Source organism: Streptomyces sp. NPDC003011, assembly GCF_053591515.1.
Map to the genome: position 1 here is coordinate 1 of NZ_JBSFTY010000009.1, position 19,343 is coordinate 19,343.

At 73.6% G+C, this 19,343-nt stretch carries 18 protein-coding genes and 1 pseudogene; 11 read left to right on the forward strand and 8 right to left on the reverse strand.

Features of this window, described 5'->3' with window-relative positions:
• Positions 1–114: 114 nt before the first annotated feature.
• The 4 genes from fxsA to ACWD0J_RS06700 all read right to left on the reverse strand — a co-directional run bounded on the left by fxsA (position 115) and on the right by ACWD0J_RS06700 (position 4,200).
• Positions 115–678 carry an FxsA family membrane protein gene (fxsA, locus tag ACWD0J_RS06685; protein ID WP_451494666.1) on the reverse strand — a complete coding sequence of 188 codons (564 nt, stop codon included), beginning with the start codon at positions 676–678 and terminating at the stop codon, positions 115–117.
• Between the two features lie 72 nt (positions 679–750).
• The gene (locus ACWD0J_RS06690; RefSeq protein WP_451494667.1) at positions 751–1,551 is read right to left on the reverse strand and encodes a polyprenol monophosphomannose synthase; all 801 of its coding nucleotides are present in this window, start codon (positions 1,549–1,551) and stop codon (positions 751–753) included.
• A gap of 559 nt (positions 1,552–2,110) precedes the next feature.
• A complete protein-coding gene (locus ACWD0J_RS06695; protein WP_451494668.1) occupies positions 2,111–3,712 on the reverse strand; it encodes an amidohydrolase in 1,602 nt (533 codons plus the stop codon).
• Positions 3,713–3,759: 47 nt separating this feature from the next.
• Positions 3,760–4,200, reverse strand: coding sequence for an Lrp/AsnC family transcriptional regulator (locus ACWD0J_RS06700; RefSeq protein WP_451494669.1), 441 nt, complete (start codon positions 4,198–4,200; stop codon positions 3,760–3,762).
• A 268-nt stretch (positions 4,201–4,468) separates the two neighbouring features.
• Here ACWD0J_RS06700 and ACWD0J_RS06705 point away from each other — a divergent pair, with 268 nt between their 5' ends.
• Both ACWD0J_RS06705 and ACWD0J_RS06710 read left to right on the forward strand, forming a co-directional pair.
• Positions 4,469–4,903, forward strand: coding sequence for a hypothetical protein (locus ACWD0J_RS06705; protein ID WP_451494670.1), 435 nt, complete (start codon positions 4,469–4,471; stop codon positions 4,901–4,903).
• A gap of 179 nt (positions 4,904–5,082) precedes the next feature.
• Positions 5,083–5,343, forward strand: a complete 261-nt coding sequence (locus tag ACWD0J_RS06710) for a hypothetical protein (protein WP_451494671.1) — start codon at positions 5,083–5,085, stop codon at positions 5,341–5,343.
• On the opposite strand, the gene ACWD0J_RS06715 is transcribed toward ACWD0J_RS06710, so the two are convergent.
• From ACWD0J_RS06715 to ACWD0J_RS06730, 4 genes and pseudogenes are all read right to left on the reverse strand, one after another.
• On the reverse strand, positions 5,306–6,478 hold the full coding sequence (locus ACWD0J_RS06715; RefSeq protein ID WP_451494672.1) for an acyl-CoA dehydrogenase family protein: 1,173 nt from the start codon (positions 6,476–6,478) through the stop codon (positions 5,306–5,308). The two genes, ACWD0J_RS06710 and ACWD0J_RS06715, sit on opposite strands and share 38 nt — an antisense overlap.
• A gap of 458 nt (positions 6,479–6,936) precedes the next feature.
• Entirely contained in the window at positions 6,937–7,599 is a 663-nt protein-coding gene (locus ACWD0J_RS06720; protein ID WP_451494673.1) for a TetR/AcrR family transcriptional regulator, read from the reverse strand.
• Between the two features lie 63 nt (positions 7,600–7,662).
• A complete protein-coding gene (locus tag ACWD0J_RS06725; protein WP_451494674.1) occupies positions 7,663–7,803 on the reverse strand; it encodes an SCO1431 family membrane protein in 141 nt (46 codons plus the stop codon).
• Between the two features lie 142 nt (positions 7,804–7,945).
• Positions 7,946–9,112, reverse strand: a pseudogene (locus ACWD0J_RS06730) (peptidase C39 family protein); the annotation flags it as partial.
• 9 nt (positions 9,113–9,121) lie between these two features.
• On the opposite strand from ACWD0J_RS06730, the gene ACWD0J_RS06735 reads away from it, so the two are divergent.
• The 9 genes from ACWD0J_RS06735 to ACWD0J_RS06775 all read left to right on the forward strand — a co-directional run bounded on the left by ACWD0J_RS06735 (position 9,122) and on the right by ACWD0J_RS06775 (position 19,338).
• Positions 9,122–9,544, forward strand: coding sequence for a hypothetical protein (locus ACWD0J_RS06735; RefSeq protein ID WP_451494801.1), 423 nt, complete (start codon positions 9,122–9,124; stop codon positions 9,542–9,544).
• A 34-nt stretch (positions 9,545–9,578) separates the two neighbouring features.
• Positions 9,579–11,048: a MocR-like transcription factor YczR gene (yczR, locus tag ACWD0J_RS06740; RefSeq protein WP_451494675.1), complete on the forward strand. Its 1,470-nt coding sequence runs from the start codon at positions 9,579–9,581 to the stop codon at positions 11,046–11,048.
• Between the two features lie 154 nt (positions 11,049–11,202).
• Positions 11,203–13,767, forward strand: a complete 2,565-nt coding sequence (locus ACWD0J_RS06745; protein WP_451494676.1) for a type I polyketide synthase — start codon at positions 11,203–11,205, stop codon at positions 13,765–13,767.
• Positions 13,764–14,510 carry a thioesterase II family protein gene (locus ACWD0J_RS06750; protein ID WP_451494677.1) on the forward strand — a complete coding sequence of 249 codons (747 nt, stop codon included), beginning with the start codon at positions 13,764–13,766 and terminating at the stop codon, positions 14,508–14,510. Before ACWD0J_RS06745 ends, ACWD0J_RS06750 begins: the two co-directional genes overlap by 4 nt.
• Positions 14,498–15,364, forward strand: a complete 867-nt coding sequence (locus tag ACWD0J_RS06755; protein WP_451494678.1) for a 3-hydroxyacyl-CoA dehydrogenase family protein — start codon at positions 14,498–14,500, stop codon at positions 15,362–15,364. The genes ACWD0J_RS06750 and ACWD0J_RS06755 overlap by 13 nt, the downstream gene beginning before the upstream one ends.
• Entirely contained in the window at positions 15,361–15,642 is a 282-nt protein-coding gene (locus ACWD0J_RS06760) for an acyl carrier protein (RefSeq protein ID WP_451494679.1), read from the forward strand. The genes ACWD0J_RS06755 and ACWD0J_RS06760 overlap by 4 nt, the downstream gene beginning before the upstream one ends.
• On the forward strand, positions 15,627–16,805 hold the full coding sequence (locus ACWD0J_RS06765) for an acyl-CoA dehydrogenase family protein (RefSeq protein WP_451494680.1): 1,179 nt from the start codon (positions 15,627–15,629) through the stop codon (positions 16,803–16,805). The genes ACWD0J_RS06760 and ACWD0J_RS06765 overlap by 16 nt, the downstream gene beginning before the upstream one ends.
• Complete coding sequence (locus ACWD0J_RS06770; protein WP_451494681.1) at positions 16,802–18,031, forward strand: hypothetical protein; 1,230 nt, start codon at positions 16,802–16,804, stop codon at positions 18,029–18,031. Before ACWD0J_RS06765 ends, ACWD0J_RS06770 begins: the two co-directional genes overlap by 4 nt.
• Positions 18,028–19,338 (forward strand): acyltransferase domain-containing protein, encoded by a 1,311-nt coding sequence (locus tag ACWD0J_RS06775; protein WP_451494682.1) that lies wholly within the window; start codon positions 18,028–18,030, stop codon positions 19,336–19,338. Before ACWD0J_RS06770 ends, ACWD0J_RS06775 begins: the two co-directional genes overlap by 4 nt.
• The last annotated feature ends 5 nt before the right edge of the window (positions 19,339–19,343 follow it).

A 19,343-nucleotide genomic window follows, 5' to 3' on the forward strand; every position in this document is an offset into this window, starting at 1 on the left:
GCGCCGCACGTGAACTTCACGTGCGGCGCCCGCGGTTGTGTGTCCGGCGGTTGTGTGTCCGGGCAGGTCCGAGCGGTGGGCGCCGTCCCGCCGGCTGCGACCCGCCGAGGAGCCTCAGCCCGTCAGCGGCGGGCGCGGACCCTGCGCGGCGTGACCCGACTCGTCCCTGATGACCTCGCCCTGGACCACCTTGCCGTCGGGCTGGCGCATGCGCGCCTGCTGAAAGGCTTCCCCCAGGGTGCCCGGGACGGCCTCGCGCAGCTTACGGTCGACCGTGCGCTGCGCGTACCGGCTGAGCGCGCTCTGGACCGGCGGGACCAGCAGGAGCAGGCCCACCGCGTCCGAGATCAGGCCGGGGATCATCAGAAGCAGACCGCCCAGCATCATCAGGCCGTTGCCGCCGCCGTTCGACGCGTCCGACGGGGCCCCGCCGCGCTGGAGCGCCTCGTTCAGGTTCTGGAACGCGCGGCGGCCCGCCCGCTTGATGACCACCGAGCCGAGCACGAAGCCGGTGACGAGCAGCAGGAACACCGTGAACCCGCCGGCCGCGCCGGCGACCACGATCAGCAGCCAGATCTCCAGCACCAGCCAGGCGGCGAGGCCCAGCGGCAGGAAGGTGCGCAGCCGGGAGCGCCGGGGCCGGGCGGGGTACGCGGGAGTCGGAGCGCCTGTCGTCATGCGTCCAGTGTGCCTGGACCCGGCTCAGCACGGCATAAGGGCACGATCAACCGCGGCTGTGACAGCGTACGGCTACGGCTGTGACGGCTTGCCGCGGCCCACGATCTTGCCGACCCGCTCCCCCACACCCCATGTCGTGACCCGCCACAGGGCCTCCACCAGGATGTCGCGGCTCATCTTGGAGTCGCCCAGTTCCCGCTCGACGAAGGTGATGGGCACCTCGACCACGTGATAGCCGGCCCGGACCGCGCGCCGGGCGAGGTCGACCTGGAAGCAGTAGCCCTGGGAGGCGACGTCTTCCAGACCGAGGCCCTCCAATGTCTCCCGGCGGAAAGCGCGGTAGCCGCCGGTGATGTCACGCAGCGGCAGGTCCAGGGCGAGGCGCGAGTAGAGGCTGCCGCCGCGGGAGATGACCTCGCGGGACCTGGGCCAGTTCACGACCCTGCCGCCGGGCACCCAGCGGGAGCCGAGGACCAGGTCGGCGCCCTTGAGCGCGGTCAGCAGGCGGGGCAGTTCCTCGGGCTGGTGGGAGCCGTCGGCGTCCATCTCGATCAGGACGCCGTACCCCTTCTCCAGGCCCCAGCGGAAGCCCGCGAGGTAGGCGGCGCCGAGGCCCTCCTTGCCCTTGCGGTGCAGGACCTGGACGTGGTCGTCGCCGACGGCGAGTTCGTCGGCGAGCTTGCCCGTGCCGTCCGGGCTGTTGTCGTCGGCTACGAGCACGTGCGCCTCGGGGACGGCCTTGCGCACCCGGCCGACGATCGCCTTGATGTTCTCCGCCTCGTTGTAGGTCGGGATGATCACCAATGCCGTGCCGAGCGGACCGAACTGTCTCCCCCGGTCCTGTGCCGCGAGGGTCCCGTCGCCGTCGTTCACTGCTGCCCCTTCATGTCCCGTACGCAGAAGGTCCACCATAGTGGCCGCGGCCTGCGGTGACGTGACAGGACGTTCGAATGGTGGTGTCGTTTCCACAAAAGCGGGGCAGGAGCTCGCGCTGTGCGGGCCCGGTGGGCCGGAGCGGGGCGGTGCGTCCTGCGGATGGGGGCCCGGCGCCCTTCGGGCCGACCTGGGACCCGCTGGCTGCGGATCGACCGAAAGCCGTTGTCTACTGAGCGCCCGGGCCCCACCCGGGTCACACCTCCCCGACCGGCCGGAACGTTCCCTCGCCGTGGCGCGGGCACTGAGCCTGGCTGCCAGTGGCGGTGCCCCGGTGCGGCACACCGTCCCTGACCCAGCGGCACCGCGACGAGCGCGTGGACGTTCCCCGGTCGGGCGTCCGGTGGTGGACTCCGCCGAACCTACCGGCCCGCTGCCGTCGGCTGTCAACAGCTGTATGACCTGCGGATTCTCGGTCAACGCCCTGGTCAGCGCGGCGGATACGGAGGTGGTGCGACGGCGTGGCGGGGGCCGATCGGGCGTGCGCCGCCCCAGGAGATCACTCGCCCGGCCGTACGAACACCGTCCGTCCGCCCACCACCGTGCGCAGGCAGACCGGCAGGTCGTGGCCCGGCGTCAGATCGGGCAGGCCGGGGGTCCCGGAACGGGGATCGGTCGACCAGCGGGCCACCCGGTCGTCCGGGGCCTGGACGACCAGCGCGTCGGTGCGCCACACGGCGTAGTCGGCCGGCGCGCCCGGCACCAGGACGCCCGCGTCGTCCCGTCCGACGGCCCGCCAGCCGCCCCGCGTGTGCGCGGTGAACGCGGCGCGCACGGAGACGCGGTGTTCGGGCGTGCGGTGGAAGGCCGCCGCGCGGACCGTGCCCCACGGGTCGAGGGGCGTGACCGGGCTGTCCGAACCGAAGGCGAGCGGGACGCCGGCCCGCAGCAGGGCCGCGAAGGGGTTCAGGGAGCGCGCCCGGCCGGCACCCAGACGGTGGGCGTACATCCCCTCCTCGCCGCCCCACAGCGCGTCGAAGGCGGGCTGGACGGAGGCGGTCAGGCCCAGTTCGGCGAAGGCGGCGATCGTCTCGGGGGTGAGCATCTCGGCGTGCTCCACCCGATGCCGGGCCGCGCGGACACGGGCGAGGCCGGCCTTCTCGGCGGCGGCCCGCACGCCCTCGACGACGGCGGTCACGGCGGCGTCTCCGATGGCGTGGAAGCCCGCCTGCAGGCCCGCCTCGGTGCAGGCGACGACATGGGCGGCCACGGCGGCCGCGTCCAGGTGGGCGGTGCCGGTGTGGCCGGCGTCGGCGTACGGCTCGTGCAGACAGGCCGTGTGCGAGCCGAGGGCGCCGTCGACGAACAGGTCGCCGGCCGCGCCGATCGCGCCCAGCTCCCGCGCCTTGTCGACATCACGTTCCGCCCAGTAGCCGACGACGCGCGGGCCCGGCTGCTCGGCCGCGAGCCGGAGCAGTCCGGTGAAGTCGTCCTCGGAGGAGATCTCCGGCCCTGCGCATTCGTGAACGGATCCGATGCCGAGGGAGGCGGCGTGGGCGAGGGCCGCTCGCTGGGCCTCGGTGCGCTGTCCGGGCGTGACGGCGGCGAGGGCGGTGGCGCGCACGGCGTGGTGGGCGTCGGCGGTGAGCGGGGCGTCCGGCGCGTCGAGGCCGGGGGTCAGGTCGAGCAGGGCCGTCGTGACGACCGCCGAGTGGACGTCGATCCGGCTGAGGTAGAGGGGGCGTCCGCCGGCGGCCGCGTCCAGTTCGGCGCGGGTCGGCGGGCGTCCGCCGGGCCAGCGGGAGGCGTCCCAGCCGTGGCCGAGCAGCACGCGGTCGGCGGGGCGGGCGGCGGCGAAGTCCCGTACGAGGGCGAGGGCCGCCTCCAGGGAGGGGGCGGCGGACAGGTCGAGGCCGGTGAGGGCGAGGCCGGTGGCGGTGGTGTGCACGTGTGCGTCGGTGAACGCGGGAGTGACGAGGGCGCCGTCGAGGTCGACCACCTCGTCGACACCGTCCGCGAAGGCGTCCGCCGCGCCCTCGGAGCCGACCCAGGCGACCTGGCCGCGCTCGACGACCATCGCGGTGGCGAAGGGGTCGGCGGGGCTGTGGACTTCTCCGCGGCGGAGCAGGACGGTCTTCGGCTGGGCGGTGCGCTCACTCATGGGGAACAGTCTCCCGCCTCCCGGGGACCGTCCCGCAGGCAGGTCGGTCAGATCCGCGGCGGCCGTGCCTCGTACGGCGTCGACAGCACCACCGTGGTGCGGGTCGACACCCCTGCCTGCGAGCGCAGGCGGGCCAGCAGCTCCTCCAGCTCGTGCGGGGTGGCCACGCGCACCTTGAGGATGTAGTTCTCGTCGCCCGCGACGCTGTGGCAGGCCTCGATCTCCGGCACGTCGGAGAGGCGTTCGGCGATGTCGTCCGGGGCGCTGGGGTCGAACGGCTTCACCGAGATGAAGGCGGTCATCGGCAGCCCTACGGCCTCCGGGTCGACGACCGCGGCGTAGCCGCGGATCACGCCCCGCTGCTCCAGCCGGCGCACCCGCTGGTGCACGGCCGACGTGGACAGGCCGGTGGCCTTGCCCAGGTCTGTGTAGCTCATCCGCCCGTCGTTGACGAGCAGCTGCACGATCTGTCGGTCGAGCTCCTCCATGGCGCAAGAACCTACAGTGCGCCTGATCTCCGCGGATACCTGAGCGGCGCAGGTCATACCCGGTTCGTGATGTGGCGGCGAGGAGCGGGTGTGCCGCCCGGGGGACGCGGTGGCCGCGCGCGGCACCTGCGGGCGGCTTGTGACGAACACCACACCTGCCGAGCGAGCTCCGTGATGTTCTCGTGATTACCGCCGAGACGGGGCGGGAAGTGCTTGCTGTGGTCGAGGCCGCAGCGCCGTCACGGCCCAGTCCGAGGGGGAGAACCCAATGCAGAGTCTTAAGCGCCCTGGCCGTACCGCACCCAAGCGACCGCAGCTGGTGGTCGAACCCGAGCCGGAGGGTGTCGAACCCGACGCCCTGGACGACGAGTTCGACGCGTACGACACCTTCGAGATGTACCGGGTGATCTGCCCGGACTGCGCGCAGCCCATCGCCCTGCTGGCGGACGAGGAGAGCCTGCCGGAGCACGCGCTGTGCGCCTCTCCGTGGAACCCGTTCGGGCTCACGGTCTGCGCCGGCACGGGCCGCGCCGCGTCCGACGCCCGCCCGGCGGACGAGTCGGCGGAGCCCCAGGAGCAGGACACCGCTCTGCTGTTGACGCTCCCTCAGGGGCTCGACTGGCGGACGCAGCCCTTCTCGCACGTCGGCGGCCCGGGCTCGCGTCCGATCCGGGTGCCCGTCATGCGCCGCCGGGCCGCCTGACCGGCCCCGCTCCCACCCCGTGACCGAGCCGCGCCACGGCTCGCAGGCCGCCGTGGTGCGGTTCCGCGCGCCCGGCGGGGCGGCGGTGGCGCGGGCCGCCCCGCGCGGCGGACGTCCGTGAACGCACGCCCGATTCCGGCGATCGGTGACCTGTCCGCCGACCTCCGCGTTGTCCTGGTATGACCCCCACCTATGCAGCGATCGGGCGTCAACGCCGACTGTTCGTCCCCGCGCCGGTTCCCGCGGCCGCAGGGCCGGTGCCGCCGGCACCGCCGCAGGTCCCGGATCCGCCCATCTACCGCGACCTGCTGCGCACCTGGGCCGAGGGCGGCCGCACCCTGCCGGGGCGCCACGACCCGGAGTGGGTCCGGCTGGCGGCGCCCCAGGTGACCGCCGGGCAGTTCAGCGAGTCTCGGGACCCGCTAGGTGACGGGCGATGACCATCCGCTGGATCTGGTTCGTGCCCTCGACGATCTGCAGGACCTTCGCCTCGCGCATGTACCGCTCGACCGGGAAGTCGGCCGTGTAGCCGTACCCGCCGAGGACCTGGACGGCGTCGGTGGTCAGCTGCATCGCCGTGTCGGTGCAGTGCAGCTTGGCCATGGCCGCCTGCTTGGCGAACGGCCGGCCCGCGTCCCGCAGCCGCGCCGCCGCCAGATACAGCGCCCGGCCGGCCTCGATGCGGGTCGCCATGTCGGCGAGCATGAAGCGCAGCCCCTGGAAGTCGGCGATCGGCCGTCCGAACTGCCGCCGCCCGGTCGCGTACGCCACCGCCTCGTCCAGCGCCGCCTGGGCCAGTCCGATCGCGCAGGCCGCGATGCCGAGCCGCCCGGAGTCGAGCGCGGCCAGGGCGATGGCGAAGCCCTGGCCCTCCTCACCGATGCGGCGGCCGTCGGACACGCGCACGCCGTCGAGGTGGACCTGGGCGGTCGGCGAGCCCTTCATGCCCATCTTCTTCTCGGGCGGGGCGGCGCTCAGCCCCTCCGCGTCGCCGGGCACCAGGAACGCGGTGATCCCGCGCGGGCCGTCCTCGCCCGTGCGCGCCATGACGGTGTAGAAGTCGGCGATCCCGCCGTGGGTGATCCACGCCTTGGTGCCGGTGAGCACCCAGCCGTCGCCGTCCCGCACCGCCTTCGTGCGCAGCGAGGCCGCGTCCGACCCGGAGGACGGTTCGGACAGGCAGTACGCGCCCAGCAGACCGCCGCCGAGCATCGCGGGCGCGTGCTCGACCTGCTGCTCCTTGGTGCCGTAGGCGGCGAGCGCGTAGGCGGACAGGGTGTGCACGCTGACACCGAGGCCCACCGTGAGGCGGGCCGCGGCGAGCTCTTCGAGGACCTGGAGGTAGACCTCGTACGGCTGGTCGCCGCCGCCGTACTCGGCGTCGTAGGGCAGGCCGAGCAGTCCGGACGCGGAGAGCAGGGTGAAGACCTCGCGCGGGAAGCGTCCGGCGTCCTCCTCCTCGGCCGCCTTCGGGGCGATCTCCTGCCGGGCGATGTCGCGGACGAGCGAGATCAGATCCCGGGCCTCGTCCGTGGGCAGTTGCCGGTCCACCGGCTGCGGGGCGCGGTCGGGCATGGCGACGCTCTCCTCCCTGTGGGGCGCTGACGGACGGGCCCTTCGGGTGGGGGCGGCTCCGCCGGGTCTCACTGCCGAGGCTCGCAGTCCCGGGTCGCGGAAGCTGCTGACCAGCGGCTGTGCGCTGTGAGTATGCCCGATCCAGGAGATCCCGTCACCGGTTAACGACCGCTTACTTCAAGATACCGGCGGCGGCCGTCCGGCGCATCGCCGTCGGGGCCTCGGCGGGATCGGTCCGCACCTTTGACGGACCGGTCTAGACCTCTTGCCGTACCGGCCAGCGTCTTATCGCGTTCATGCCAACCCACCCGGTCGACGCCCGGCGGCGCCGCGACCGGCCCGGCGGCGGGGAGGTCCGGGAGCCGAGCGGGGAGGCCCCGAGCGGTGAGCTGAGCGGGGAGGCCCCGAGCGGTGAGCTGATCGAGGCCATCAAGCAGCCGGAGCCAAGGGGTACTCGGTCAGCCGTCGTCCCGGCGGGCCGGCTCCGGAGCCGGATACGAGGAGTCCATCTCCTCGATGGCGCGCAGGGCACCGCCGAGCGTCCTCACCAGCAGTTCGCGCATCGTGTCGCGGGACAGCGGGGAGCCGTCGATCCAGTCGAGGGCGGCGCCCTCCACGCTGCACACCCAGGCGAGCAGGCCCATGCGGGGCAGCGGGGCGATGTCGCCGCGGCCGTACGCCCCTTCGGCGATGGTCGCGACGATCGCCTCGCGCACGCCGTCCCGGATGGCGTGCACCTCCGCGTCGAAGCCGACGCCGCCGCTGACGATGGTGCGGAAGGCGGCCTGGTTGCGCTCGGCGTAGCGCAGATAGCTGTCGATGGTGCGGTGGACCCGGTCCACCGGCTCCAGTTCGAGGCCGCCGGCCGCGTAGGTGACCAGGTCGGCGACGGAGTCCTGGATGATCGCCAGGTAGTAGCCGCGCTTGGACTGGAAGTAGTAGTAGATCAAGCCCTTGGCGACATGCGCCTGCCGGGCGATGTCGTCCATGGAGAGCGCGTCGTACGACGTGTCGGCGAACAACTTGCGCCCGATGACGATGAGTTCGGCACGGCGTGCGACGGACCGCTCGGTGCCGCGCGCCCGGGGGCGAACGGCTTCGCGCTGTTGACTCATCTTCAATTCGACCCTGGTCTCAGCGGGCGGCGGGACGTCCGCAGTATGCCAGGTCGGTTGTGGACCAGGTCACAGCAGGCCGAGCTGCGTCACGAACATCGCGATCACCACGACGAGGGTCCAGCCCATGAGGTGCTCGACGATCGTCGGGCCGTCTTCCTGGGGCCCGCCGGTGCGGGTGCGGGCGGCGGTGGCTGCGTGTGCGGTCATGGCGTCTCACTGAACGTCGGCTGTGCGGTGGACTCCCCCGAGGCTTCTGTCCACCTTGCCATCACCGGCGGCTTTTGCGGCGGAGACGTTGGTCACACGCCGACGGCCTCCGGCCGGTTGCCGGAGGCCGTCGGCGCGGGGCTCAGCGCACGCCCACCGCCGCGAGCGCCCGGCGCCGGCGCGGGCTCAGGTCGGCCGGGAAGTACAGGTAGCAGACCCCGCCGGTGCCGGAGACGACCTTGCCGGAGGCGTTGTACCGCTTGGTCCGGAGCCAGATGTTCTCCCACTCGCGCCGCCGGTAGACGCGCCGCACCGCCTCGTTGCCCGGCGAGGCCGGGTCGTTGGCGATCACGTCGCCGTCGGCGGTGAACCCGATGACGGTCATCAGGTGGCCGGCGGTGCCGTACCCCGCTCCCGTGAGCTCCTCCTTGAGGAAGGACTGGGACGTGATGGCCGGGATCCCGGCCGCGATCAGTGTCTCCAGGTCGGCGAGCGAGCCGAGCCGGGTCACCACGCCCTGGAGCCCCTTGAAGGTGGCCGCGTAGGCGGCGTTGAACGGCCAGTTGCCGCAGCCGGCGTACTGGTGGTCGTAGGTGAACCGGGCCGCGTGGCACACCTGCGGATCCGCGAAGGACGGGTCCACCCAGGCCAGTTGGGCGGCGGTGAGCCGGCCGCCCCAGTACTCGATGATCATCTGCGAGGAGGTGGGACTGCACCAGGCCTCGCCGCCGTTGTCGTACTCGGGGTACTGGCCGACGTGGATCTCCTGCGAGTAGCGCGGGACGATCAGCTCCTTGGCGAGAGCCGGCACGGAGGCGGGGACGGTGAAGCGGTCGGGGACGTCGGAGCCCATCGCGCCGGCCCGCCACACGGTGGGCGTGGCCTTGGTGCCGGGCTTGCGGTACAGGGTGAGCCGCAGGCGGTACGAGGCCAGGCGCAGGCCGGCGGCCGGGTCGTCGATCGCGAAGGTGTCCGTCCAGACGCTGCTCCTGCCGTCGCTCTGGTCGTCGACGGAGGTCCGCCTGATGTCCTGGTCGCCGGCCGCCCAGCGGCCCATCACGTACCAGGAGGTGTCCGTGCCGTCGGAGTACGTCCCCTTCAGCTCGATCTGGATCCAGGTGCCGGCCGGCGTGTGCGCGTTCCAAGACGCGATCACCTCCGTCGCGGGGACGGCGAGGCGGTGGACGGGGGACGTCCAGGTCCCGTACTCCCAGGCGGCGGTCCTGCCGGTGTGCGGGTCGGTGTGGTCGGCGGTGCCCGCGGGGGTGCCGATCGCCACGCCCGGGCGGGCGCCGGCGACGGCCCGGGTGCGGTGCCCGTGGTCGGCGGCCCGCGGGTGGCGGCGCTGCCGGGTGACGCGGCCCGAGGCCAGGAGCCCGCGGCCGGGGTCGTACGCGCCCGGCGGCCCGGTTCCCTGCGGCGCGTGCCCGCCGGGCCCAAGGCGGCGACCGTGGCCGCCGACGAGGTCACGCGGATCACCGACGCCCTGCGCCGCGACCCCTCGCTCCGGTTGAGCGACTCGGGACGCTCGCTGCTGCGCCTGCTCGACGCCTGTGCGCTGGTCGCCCGGGAACGCCGCAGGATCGCCGCGACCGTGCCCGCGCACTGCAAGGAGCCCATGGCACGGCTCGCCCAGGGATACGCCGGGGTGTGGCGGCTGCTCGCCGACGACCTCGTGCAGTTCGTCGAGGAGATGGACGACATGGACGAGGCGGAGGAGATCGGCTCGCTCGGCGCGTGAGCGTCCGGTCGGCACTCGGAAGGAGGTGTGAACCATGCGACGACCGGAGATGTCGCGAGCCGCGACGCGGATCGGCGCACAACAGCTGTGCGAGCTCCTCGGCGAGTGGCGTGCGGACGGCGGCAGCGCCTACCGGGCGCTCGCCGCATCCGTGCGGGGGCTGGTCCGGGACGGGCGGTTGCCCATGACCAGCCGATTGCCCGCCGAGCGCGACCTGGCGGACGCGCTGGCGGTGAGCCGCACGACGGTGGCCTCGGCCTACGAACTGCTGCGCGCGGAGGGCAGGCTGATCAGTCTCCGAGGCGTGGGCAGCTTCGTCACCCCCGACCGGACGGAGCCGCGCGGAGCCGGGGACCCGGGCCCGATCGACCTGAGTGTCGCCGCGCTGCCGGCCCCCGAGCCATGGCTGTCCCGCGCGATGGCCCGTGCCGTGGCGGAACTCCCCGGATACACCGGCGGACACGGCGCCTTCCCGGCCGGGCTGCCGGACCTGCGGGTCGCCATCGCCGCCCGCTACACGGCACGCGGCCTGCCCACCGACGCCGAGCAGATCCTGGTCACCAACGGTGCGACCGGCGCCTTCACGCTGCTGGTACGGCAGTTCGGTGCGCCGGGTGAGCGGATGGTCGTGGAGGAACCGACACATCCCGGGGTGCTGCGGTCGCTGACGCGGGCCGGGATCCGACCCGTCCCGGTGCGGCTGCTCGAGCACGGCTGGGACCTCGGGGCGTGGCGCCGGGCGCTGCACGCGGCGCAGCCCGAACTGGCCTGTGTCACTCCGGACTTCCACGCACCGACCGGCCTGCTGATGCCGGACGAGCAGCGGCGCGACCTCGTGGCGCTCGCCCGGGCGGCCGGGGCGACGCTGGTGGCCGACGAGTCCATGGCCGAACTGTCGCTGGACCCGGCGGCCCCGTCGCCGCCTCCGCTCGCCGCCCACGACACCCCGGACCGGTCCGGCACGGTGATCACCGTCGGCTCGGCGGGCAAGGCGTACTGGGGCGGGCTGCGGATCGGCTGGATCCGGGCCGGTGCCCAGACCGTGCGCCGCCTGGCCGAGCAGCGCCTGGGCCTGGACGTCTCCTGTCCGGTCATCGACCAGCTGGTGCTCGCCCGGATGCTCGGCGACCCGGGCGCGCTGGCCGAGGTCCTGGACTTCCAGCGGGACCGGGCCCGCGCGCGGCGCGACGTGCTCGTGGCCCTGCTGCGCCGGGAGCTGCCCGCCTGGACCTTCCAGGTGCCCACCGGGGGGCTCGCGCTGTGGGCCCGGACGGGGGGCGCCTCCGCGCGGGCGGTGGCCGACGCCGTTGAACGGCACGGCGTACGACTGGCCGCGGAGCCCCACTTCGGTGTCGCCGGTGGTTCGCCGGACGACCACGTCCGGCTGCCGTACACCCAGCCGCCCGACGTCCTCGCCGAGTCGGTACGGCGACTCGCCGGGGCGCTTCGGGCAGCGGAGTGCGGCGCGGCGCCCGCGGGACGCAACATGCCGATGTCGTTCTGACGAACGGCCGGGCGCCGGACGAACGGCCGGGCGCCGCAGAAGGCAGCCGGCCCCCCGACTTCCGTCGGGCTCCGACTTCCGTCGGGCCCGAGAGACCGGTGCGGTCCGTCCCGCCCGGCCGGTGTTCTTCATCCTTCGCAGGTGAGGTGGCAGCATGTCCGAGTTCAACGCGATGACGACCTCCACGGGCCGGGAGGCAGGGCGGGACGACACCCCCGCCCACGTGGCCGTGATCGGCCTGGCCTGCCGCTTCCCCGGAGCGCGGGACGCCGACGAGTTCTGGCGGAACCTCATCGGCGGGGTGGACTCGATCACGCGCCGGGTCACCCCGCGGGGCCGGGTGTCCCGGGGGCTGCTGGCCGACCCCGAGCGCTTCGACGCGCACTACTTCGGCCTGTCGCCCCGGGAGGCCCGGCTGATCAACCCGCAGCACCGGGTGTTCCTGGAGTGCGCCGTGGAGGCGTTGGAGAACGCCGGGTACGACCCCGCACGCCAGGACGGCTCCGTCGGCGTGTACGCGGGCGCAGGCGAGAACGGGTACGCCCAGCTCATCCGGGACGTGCGCGGCTCGGACGGAGCCGGCCGAGGGCCGCTGTCCACCGTGTCCGACTGGGAGATCCGGGTGGCCAACGGGGCCGACTTCCTGTGCAGCCGGGTCGCCCACCGCCTGGGGCTGCGCGGTCCCACCGTCGCCGTGCAGGCCGCCTGCGCCACCTCGCTGGTGGCCGTCCATCTCGCGGTCCGGGGTCTGCTGAACGGCGACTGCGACCTCGCGCTGGCCGGCGGTGTCACGGTGCGGCTCCCGTCCCCGGCGGACCCTTCCGACGACGTGGGGATCAACGCCCCGGACGGCGTCTGCCGCGCCTTCGACGTCGGAGCCCGGGGACTGGTGGGCGGCGACGGCGTCGGCATCGTGGTCCTCAAGCGGCTGGCGGACGCGATGGCCGACGGCGACCGCGTGGACGCCGTCATCCGCGGCTCGGCGGTGAACAACGACGGAGCCGACCGCATCGGTTTCACCGCTCCGGGCATCGACGGGCAGGCGGCCGTGATCGAGAGCGCGCAGCGTGCCGCCGGGGTGGACGCGGGCACCTGCACCTACGTGGAGGCCCATGGGACGGGCACGCCGCTCGGCGACCCGGTCGAGATCGCGGCGCTGACCCAGGCCTTCCGGCGGGACACCGATCGCCGTGGCTTCTGCTGGATCGGTTCGGTGAAGACCAACATCGGGCACACCGACGCAGCGGCGGGCGCGGCGGGGCTGATCAAGACGGTGCTCGCGCTGAAGCACGGCGTTCTCCCGCCCAGCCTGCACTTCGAGACGCCCAACCCGCAGATCGACTTCGCGGCGAGCCCGTTCCGGGTGGTCACCCGGGCACGGCGGTGGCAGTCGCCGGACGGCCTGCCGCGCCGCGCGGGCGTCAGCTCGTTCAGCGTGGGCGGCACCAACGCGCACGTGGTCCTGGAGCAGGCCCCGGCACCGCGGCGGCCCGCGGTGCCGCCGGACCGCTGGTACCTGCTGCCGCTGTCGGCGAAGACCCCCGAGGCGCTGGCCGCCGTCACCGGCCGCCTGGCCGGGCATCTGCGTGCCAACCCCGCGCTGCCCCTCGCTGACGTGGCCTGGACCCTGCAGACCGGACGCCGTGAGCACGGTCACCGGCGGTTCGCGCTCGTGCGGGGACACGCCGACGCCGTACGGGTGCTCGACGGTGCGGAACCGGACCGGCTCGTCACCGCTGCGGCCGAGGCCCGCCCCCGGCCGGTGATCTTCCGGTTCCCCGCGGCGGGCGACCGGCTCGCGGAACACGGCACAGGGCGGCGCCGGTTCGAGCGCCTGTACCACTCAGCGCGCCTGTGGCAGCAGTGCGGCATCGAGCCGGACGCCGTTCAGGGCGAGGGTGCCGGGACGCTGGCGGCGGCGGCCGTGGCAGGGGTGTTCCGGCCGGACGACGCGGCCCGACTGGTGGCGGCGGCCGACGACGGGGCCGGGGAGGGAGAGCTGGCGGACCTGGTCCTGCGGGTCGGCCCGCGCGCCCCCTCGATGCCCCTGACGGCGGGCGGGGCACGGCGTGTGCCAGCGGCCCAGGCGGCGGATCCGGCGTACTGGGCCGTATGCCTGCGGCAGGCGACGGCCGACGACGGCCGGCTGCCCGGCTCGGCGCTGCGGGACGATCCCGGCCGCATCGTGCTGGACCTGGGGACGGTCGGCATCCCGGGCACCGACCAGGACATCCTCCGCACGCTCGGCGACCTGTGGCTGTCGGGCGCCCGGATCGACTGGTCGGCGCTGGTCGTGGAACGGCGTCCGGGCCGGGTCGCCCTGCCGGCGTACCCCTTCGAGGGGCAGCGGCACACCGTGGTCGCGCAGGAGCCGGTGGAGCGGCAGCAGGCCCCCGCTCCCGCTCTCGCTCCCGCCCAGGCGCCGCCCGAGGGCACATCGACCCTGGATGTGGTGACCGCGCTGTTCGCCGAGATCCTGCACCTGCCCGAGGTGGAACCGGACGAGAGCTTCTTCGACCTCGGGGGCGACTCCCTGATCGCCGCCCGGTTCGTGGCGCGGGCGCGTGAGGTCCTCCCGGTGGAGCTCGTGCCGCGGACGCTCTTCGAGGCGCCCACCGCGTCCCGGTTGGCCGCCCTGATCGAGGACCGCATGGACCGGGCGGTCCCACGGGAGCCGGCGGACCGGGTGGAGCGTCTGGCCGCGGGGGGCGCGCGATGACGCGGTGGGTCGTGCGCCGACACCGGCGGCCGGAAGCGGCGGTCTCGCTGTACTGCTTCCCGCACGCCGGTGGCTCACCGGGCGAGTATGTGCGCTGGTCCGACGACCTGCCCGGCGTGCAGGTGTGGGGGGTGCACCTGCCGGGCCGCACCACCCGCCTGGCCGAGCCGCCCTTCACCCGCATCGAGCCGCTGGTGGACGCCCTTGTGGCGCAGGTGTCCTTCGACGGGCCGTTCGTGTTCCTCGGGCACAGCCTCGGCGCGCTGGTGGCGTTCGAGACGGCACGAGAGCTGCGCCGTCGGGGCCGGGCCCAGCCGGAGCGGCTGATCGTCTCCTCGTGCCCCGCTCCGCCACTGCGGCCGGTGCGCTCCCCGTTGAGCACCCTGCCGGACGACGAGCTGTGCGCGGAGGTCGAACGGAGCTGGGGCGAGTCCCTGGACCACGTGAGCGACGACCCTCTCCTGCGGGCGCACACCCTCGCCTGCTACCGGGCCGACTTCGCGCTGCTGGAGAACTATCGCCACATCCCCGGCCGCCCCCTGGACATTCCGGTCACCGTCCTCGCGGGCGGAAGGGAACCGTGGACGGACCGGGCCGGCGACTGGGCGGCGCACACCGACGTACCGCTGGAGGAGCCCCGGCTCCTGCCCGGCGGCCACTTCTACTTCCGCGACGGGCGCCAGGAGGCCCTGCGCGCCGTGTGGGAGGTCACGACGAAAGGAGGCCGACCATGGACCGCATAGGCGTCGTGGGCGCCGGCACCATGGGCAGGGGTGTGGTCCAGCTCTTCGCCGAGCACGGGCACGAGGCCGTGCTGGTGGACATCGCGGAGCACGCCCTCGAGTCCGCGCGGGCCGGCATCGTCGCGAACGTGCGGCTCGCACCGCTCGTCCGCCCGGGGACGAAGCCCGTCCCGCCGCAGGAGGTCACCGGACGCATCCGGTTCACCACCGACCTCGGACACCTGCGCGCCGTGGACTACGTCTTCGAGATGGTCACGGAGGACTGGGCGGTCAAGCGCCCGCTCTACGGCGAACTCGACACGCTGTGCCGGCCCGAGGTGCCCTTCGGCGTCAACACCTCCGCGATGCCCATCACCCGGGTCGCCTCGGCCACCGGGCGGCCGGACCGCGTGATCGGGACACACTTCATGAACCCGGCCCCGCTCAAGCCCACCGTCGAAGTGATCCGCGGACACCACACCTCCGACGCGACCCTCGCGCACACGCGGGCGCTGCTGGAAGGGGTGGGCCGGCGGCACGTCGTCGTGGCCGACTCCCCGGGCTTCGTGACGAACCGGGTGGCGATGCTCACGGTCAACGAGGCCATGTTCCTGATCCACGAGGGCGTCTCCACCGCCGGTGATGTCGACCGGCTGTTCAAGGAGTGCTTCGGGCACGCCATGGGCCCGCTGGAGACCGCCGATCTCATCGGCCTGGACACCGTCCTGCTGTCCCTCGAGGTCCTCCACGAGGAGTTCGACGACCCCAAGTACCGGCCCTGCCCGCTGCTGCGGCGGCTGGTCGACGCCGGGCTGCTCGGCAGGAAGACGGGACAGGGCTTCCATTCCTACGAATCCGACGGAGGCACACCATGACCGAGGACAGGACCGAGCACGACAAGCGTCTGGTCCGCGACTTCATCTCGGGGCACGTGCACGGCGTGCCCGTGGACGACGACGAGGACCTGTTCGCCGGCGGGTATGTGAACTCGCTCTTCGCCGTGCAGCTGGTGATGTGGGTGGAGCGGACCTTCGGCCTGCGGGTGGAGGGCAAGGACCTCGACTTCGCGAACTTCTCGTCGGTGAACGCGATCGCGGCGTTCGTGGCGGACCGGCGGATACCGGCGGGAGGGGCCGTATGGACCTCGAACTGACCGAGGAGCAGCGGCGGCTCCGCAAGGAGATCGTGGAGTTCGCCCGCGAGGAGCTCGGCCGCGACGCGGCCGCGCACGACAGCTCCGCCGGCTTCCCGTGGGAGGACTGGCGGCGGTGCGCCGACTTCGGGGTGCTGGGCTGGCCGGTGCCCGAGGAGTACGGCGGGCGCGGCCTGGACCCGCTGACCACGATGGTCGCCCTGGAGGCGCTCGGCTACGGATGCCGCGACAACGGGCTGGTGTTCGCCGTCAACAACCACCTGTGGGCGTGCGTGATCCATCTGCTGCTGCACGGCACCGAGGAGCAGAAGCGCCGCTTCCTGCCGCAGCTCAGCGCGGGCACGCTCATCGGCGCCCACGCGCTGTCCGAACCCGAGGCGGGCTCGGACATGCTCAGCATGACCACGACCGCCCGGCGCGAGGGGGACGGCTACCGGCTGCACGGCGGCAAGTGCTTCGTCAGCAACGGCCCCGTCGCCGATGTCTTCGTCACCCTCGCGCGGACCGGAGACGGCGGCCGCGGGCAGGACCAGCTGTCGGCGTTCCTGGTCACCAGCGACATGCCCGGGGTCCGCAAGGCACGCGAGTGGTCGAAGATGGGGCTGCGGAGCACGCCCATGGGCGTCGTCGAGTTCGACGGCACCCCGGTGCCGGCCTCGCACCTGCTGGGCCGTGAGGGCGCCGGGTACCAGGTCTTCACCTCGGCCATCGAGTGGGAGCGGTCCTTCATGTTCGCCGCCCACGTGGGGGCCATGGAGCGGTTGCTGGAGACCTCGGTGCGGCACGCCAACGCCCGGCGCCAGTTCGGCCGCAGCATCGGGACGTTCCAGGCGGTCTCGCACCAGATCGCGGACATGAAGATCCGGCTGGAACTGGCGCGCATGCTGTTGTACCGCGTGGGGTGGCTGAAGCGGGAGGGCCGACTGGCGTTGCCGGAGGCCACGATGGCGAAGGTCTTCATCAGCGAGAGCCTGGTGCAGACGGCCATGGGGGCCGTCGACATCCACGGGGCGCGCGGCTATCTGGCCGACGACGGGATCGAACGGGAGCTGCGCGACGCCCTCGCCGGCCCCGTCTACGCGGGAACCAACTCGGTGCAGCGCGGCATCCTCGCCGAACTGGTGGGCGTGCGCGGCGCGTTGTCGGGAGGTGAGATGCGATGAACCGGATCCCGCTGGCCAGGCCGGTGCCCCTGGGTCTCGCCGATGAGCTGGCCCGGCGGATCTACTTCGCCTCGGACGCGATCACCGGCTTCTCCCTGGTCTCCTCGGGGGACGCGGTCACCGCCGTGGACGTGACCCTGGCGGCGTGCAGCGCCGACCCGGCCGAGCTCGGACGCAAGCTGGACCTGGTCGTGGCGAGTGACGTGCTCGGCCAGCGCAGGTCCGAACCGACGGTGGTCTGGCGCGCCGCCGCCTCCGGGCCGGCCCGGGACGTGTTCGACGAACTGCTCGCTCAGGGCGCCGCCATGGAGGCCGGGGCGGGGCAGATCGCCCTCGGTGAGCCCGTCCTGACGCTGATGGACCATCTCGACGCACGTCTCAAGGACGTGGTGTCCGCGGAGTTCGGGGCGCGGGAGTTCCGCTATCCGACGCTGATCCCGGCGAGGGCGCTGCTTCGCACCGGTTACGTCGAGTCCTTTCCGCAGCTGCTGATGTTCGTCTCCCGCCTGCACGGCGACGTGGACAGCTATCGCGGCTTCCTGGACACCGTGGGGCGGGCCGGCGGGGGTGTGGGTGCCCTGTCGCAGGGCCTGCGCGCGCACGGCGGCGGGTTCGACCACTGTCTGCCGCCGACGATGTGCTTTCACACGTACCACCAGTACGCGGATCGCACGCTGCCGGCGTCGTCGATGGTGGTGACCTCGCGGGGGAAGTCGTTCCGGCACGAGTCCCGCTATCGCCGCTCGCTGGAGCGGCTGTGGGACTTCACGATCCGCGAGGTCGTGTTCCTGGGCCCGGCGGACTTCGTCCTGGACTGCCGCAGCCGGCTGATGGAACGCACCTACGCCTTGACGGAGTCCCTCGGGCTGGGCGGCCGGTGCGAGGTGGCCGGCGATCCGTTCTTCCTCGGCGACGGCGCGGCTGAGCGTTCCTGGTCCCAGCGGATGCTGAAACTGAAGTACGAGCTCCGGCTGCCCCTGGACGATGCGGCGGATGCGGCCGATTCCGGTGGTTCGGGCGGGGGGCGCGACGTCGCCGTCGGCTCGTTCAACTTCCACGAGCAGCACTTCGCGAAGGCGTTCGAGATCACCGACGAGACGGACGAACCCGTCTTCACCGGGTGTGCCGGCTTCGGTCTGGAACGGCTCGCCTACGCCTTCCTGTGCCGGCACGGCGTGGACCCCCGTGGCTGGCCCGAGGACGTGCGCGCGGCGGTGGCACCGTGACCGGACCGGCACGCCTGCTCACCGTGACCGCGCCGACGACCGAGGCGCTGGAGCGGGCCACCGATGAACTGGTGGCCGCGCTGGAAGGGCTGGACGACACCGCCTTCGCCCGTCTGCCGGCGGTCCCTGACGCGGCGCGGGCGAAGCGGCGGTCCCTGTGCCGCACGATCGCCGCGAGCACTCCGGCCGATGCGGCCCGCTGGCTGCGCAGACGCGATCCACGCCGGGTGTACACCGCCGGCCCCGCCGACCGCGCGTCCCGCGTGTTCCTGTTCTCCGGCGTCGGCGACCAGTACGCCGGGCTCGGGGCCGGCCTCTACCGTTGCGTTCCGGCGTTCCGCAGCGAACTGGACCGCTGTTTCGACCTGCTGAACGACGAGCACGAGCTGGATCTGCGACCGGTGCTGTTCCCGCCGGACCCGCCGGACAACCCGGCCGGGGCAGGCCTCGCCGCGCTCCACGACCACCGCGAGACGGCCCAGGAGATTCACCGCACGGTGGTGGCCCAGCCGCTGATGTTCTCGTTGCAGTACGCGCTGGCCCGCGCCCTGGCCGAGTTCGGGGCGGCCCCGGGGGCGCTGGCCGGGTACAGCATCGGTGAGCTGGCCGCGGCCTGCGTCGCCGGGGTGCTTCCCCTCGGGCCCGCGCTGCGGCTGGTCACCCGGCGGGCCCGGCTGGTGGAGGCCCTGTCCCCGGGGGCGATGCTGGCCGTCCTGGCCGGGCCCGAGCAGCTCGGGCGGTACATCGGCGGTGACGTGTCGCTCGCCGCGCTGAACGGGCCCGCGCAGACGGTGCTGTCGGGGCCCGCGGGGGCGATCGGGCAGGTCGCACGGGAGCTGGCCGGGCACGGCCTGGCCTGTCGGCGCCTGGCCACCACGCACGCCTTCCACTCGGCGATGGCGCGGCCGCTCACCGGGCCTCTGGAGGAGTTGCTCGGCACGCTCCCGCTGCGCCCGCCCGCGCTTCCCCTGCTGTCGAGCGTGACCGGGACCTGGCTGCGCGACGACGAGGCGACGAGCCCGGGTTACTGGGCGGGGCAGCTGAGCCGGACGATCCGGTTCGCCGACCAGGTGGCCGAGATCTGGCGGCTGCCCAGCCCGCTGTTGGTGGAACTGGGCCCGGGGCAGGCGCTGTCCAGGCTGGCCCTGGAGCACCCGGACCGGCCGGGCGAGGCGGTGGCGTCCGTCGTACAGACCCTGCCGGGTGTCTTCGAGAGCCGTCCGGAACCGGAGCTGCTGCTCACCGCGCTGGGGCAGCTGTGGGCGGCAGGTGCGCGGATCGACTGGCGGCAGGTGGCGGCGCCGTGAGCGGG

Bases quoted from the DNA above. Each gene is read 5' to 3' on its own strand.
- ACWD0J_RS06695 (WP_451494668.1), bottom strand. From the start codon at position 3,712: ATGAGTGAGCGCACCGCCCAGCCGAAGACCGTCCTGCTCCGCCGCGGA.
- fxsA (WP_451494666.1), bottom strand. From the start codon at position 678: ATGACGACAGGCGCTCCGACTCCCGCGTACCCCGCCCGGCCCCGGCGC.
- ACWD0J_RS06705 (WP_451494670.1), top strand. From the start codon at position 4,469: ATGCAGAGTCTTAAGCGCCCTGGCCGTACCGCACCCAAGCGACCGCAG.
- ACWD0J_RS06725 (WP_451494674.1), bottom strand. From the start codon at position 7,803: ATGACCGCACACGCAGCCACCGCCGCCCGCACCCGCACCGGCGGGCCC.
- ACWD0J_RS06715 (WP_451494672.1), bottom strand. From the start codon at position 6,478: ATGCCCGACCGCGCCCCGCAGCCGGTGGACCGGCAACTGCCCACGGAC.
- ACWD0J_RS06770 (WP_451494681.1), top strand. From the start codon at position 16,802: ATGAACCGGATCCCGCTGGCCAGGCCGGTGCCCCTGGGTCTCGCCGAT.
- ACWD0J_RS06710 (WP_451494671.1), top strand. From the start codon at position 5,083: ATGACCCCCACCTATGCAGCGATCGGGCGTCAACGCCGACTGTTCGTC.
- ACWD0J_RS06755 (WP_451494678.1), top strand. From the start codon at position 14,498: ATGGACCGCATAGGCGTCGTGGGCGCCGGCACCATGGGCAGGGGTGTG.
- ACWD0J_RS06760 (WP_451494679.1), top strand. From the start codon at position 15,361: ATGACCGAGGACAGGACCGAGCACGACAAGCGTCTGGTCCGCGACTTC.
- yczR (WP_451494675.1), top strand. From the start codon at position 9,579: ATGCGACGACCGGAGATGTCGCGAGCCGCGACGCGGATCGGCGCACAA.
- ACWD0J_RS06765 (WP_451494680.1), top strand. From the start codon at position 15,627: ATGGACCTCGAACTGACCGAGGAGCAGCGGCGGCTCCGCAAGGAGATC.
- ACWD0J_RS06745 (WP_451494676.1), top strand. From the start codon at position 11,203: ATGTCCGAGTTCAACGCGATGACGACCTCCACGGGCCGGGAGGCAGGG.
- ACWD0J_RS06750 (WP_451494677.1), top strand. From the start codon at position 13,764: ATGACGCGGTGGGTCGTGCGCCGACACCGGCGGCCGGAAGCGGCGGTC.
- ACWD0J_RS06700 (WP_451494669.1), bottom strand. From the start codon at position 4,200: ATGGAGGAGCTCGACCGACAGATCGTGCAGCTGCTCGTCAACGACGGG.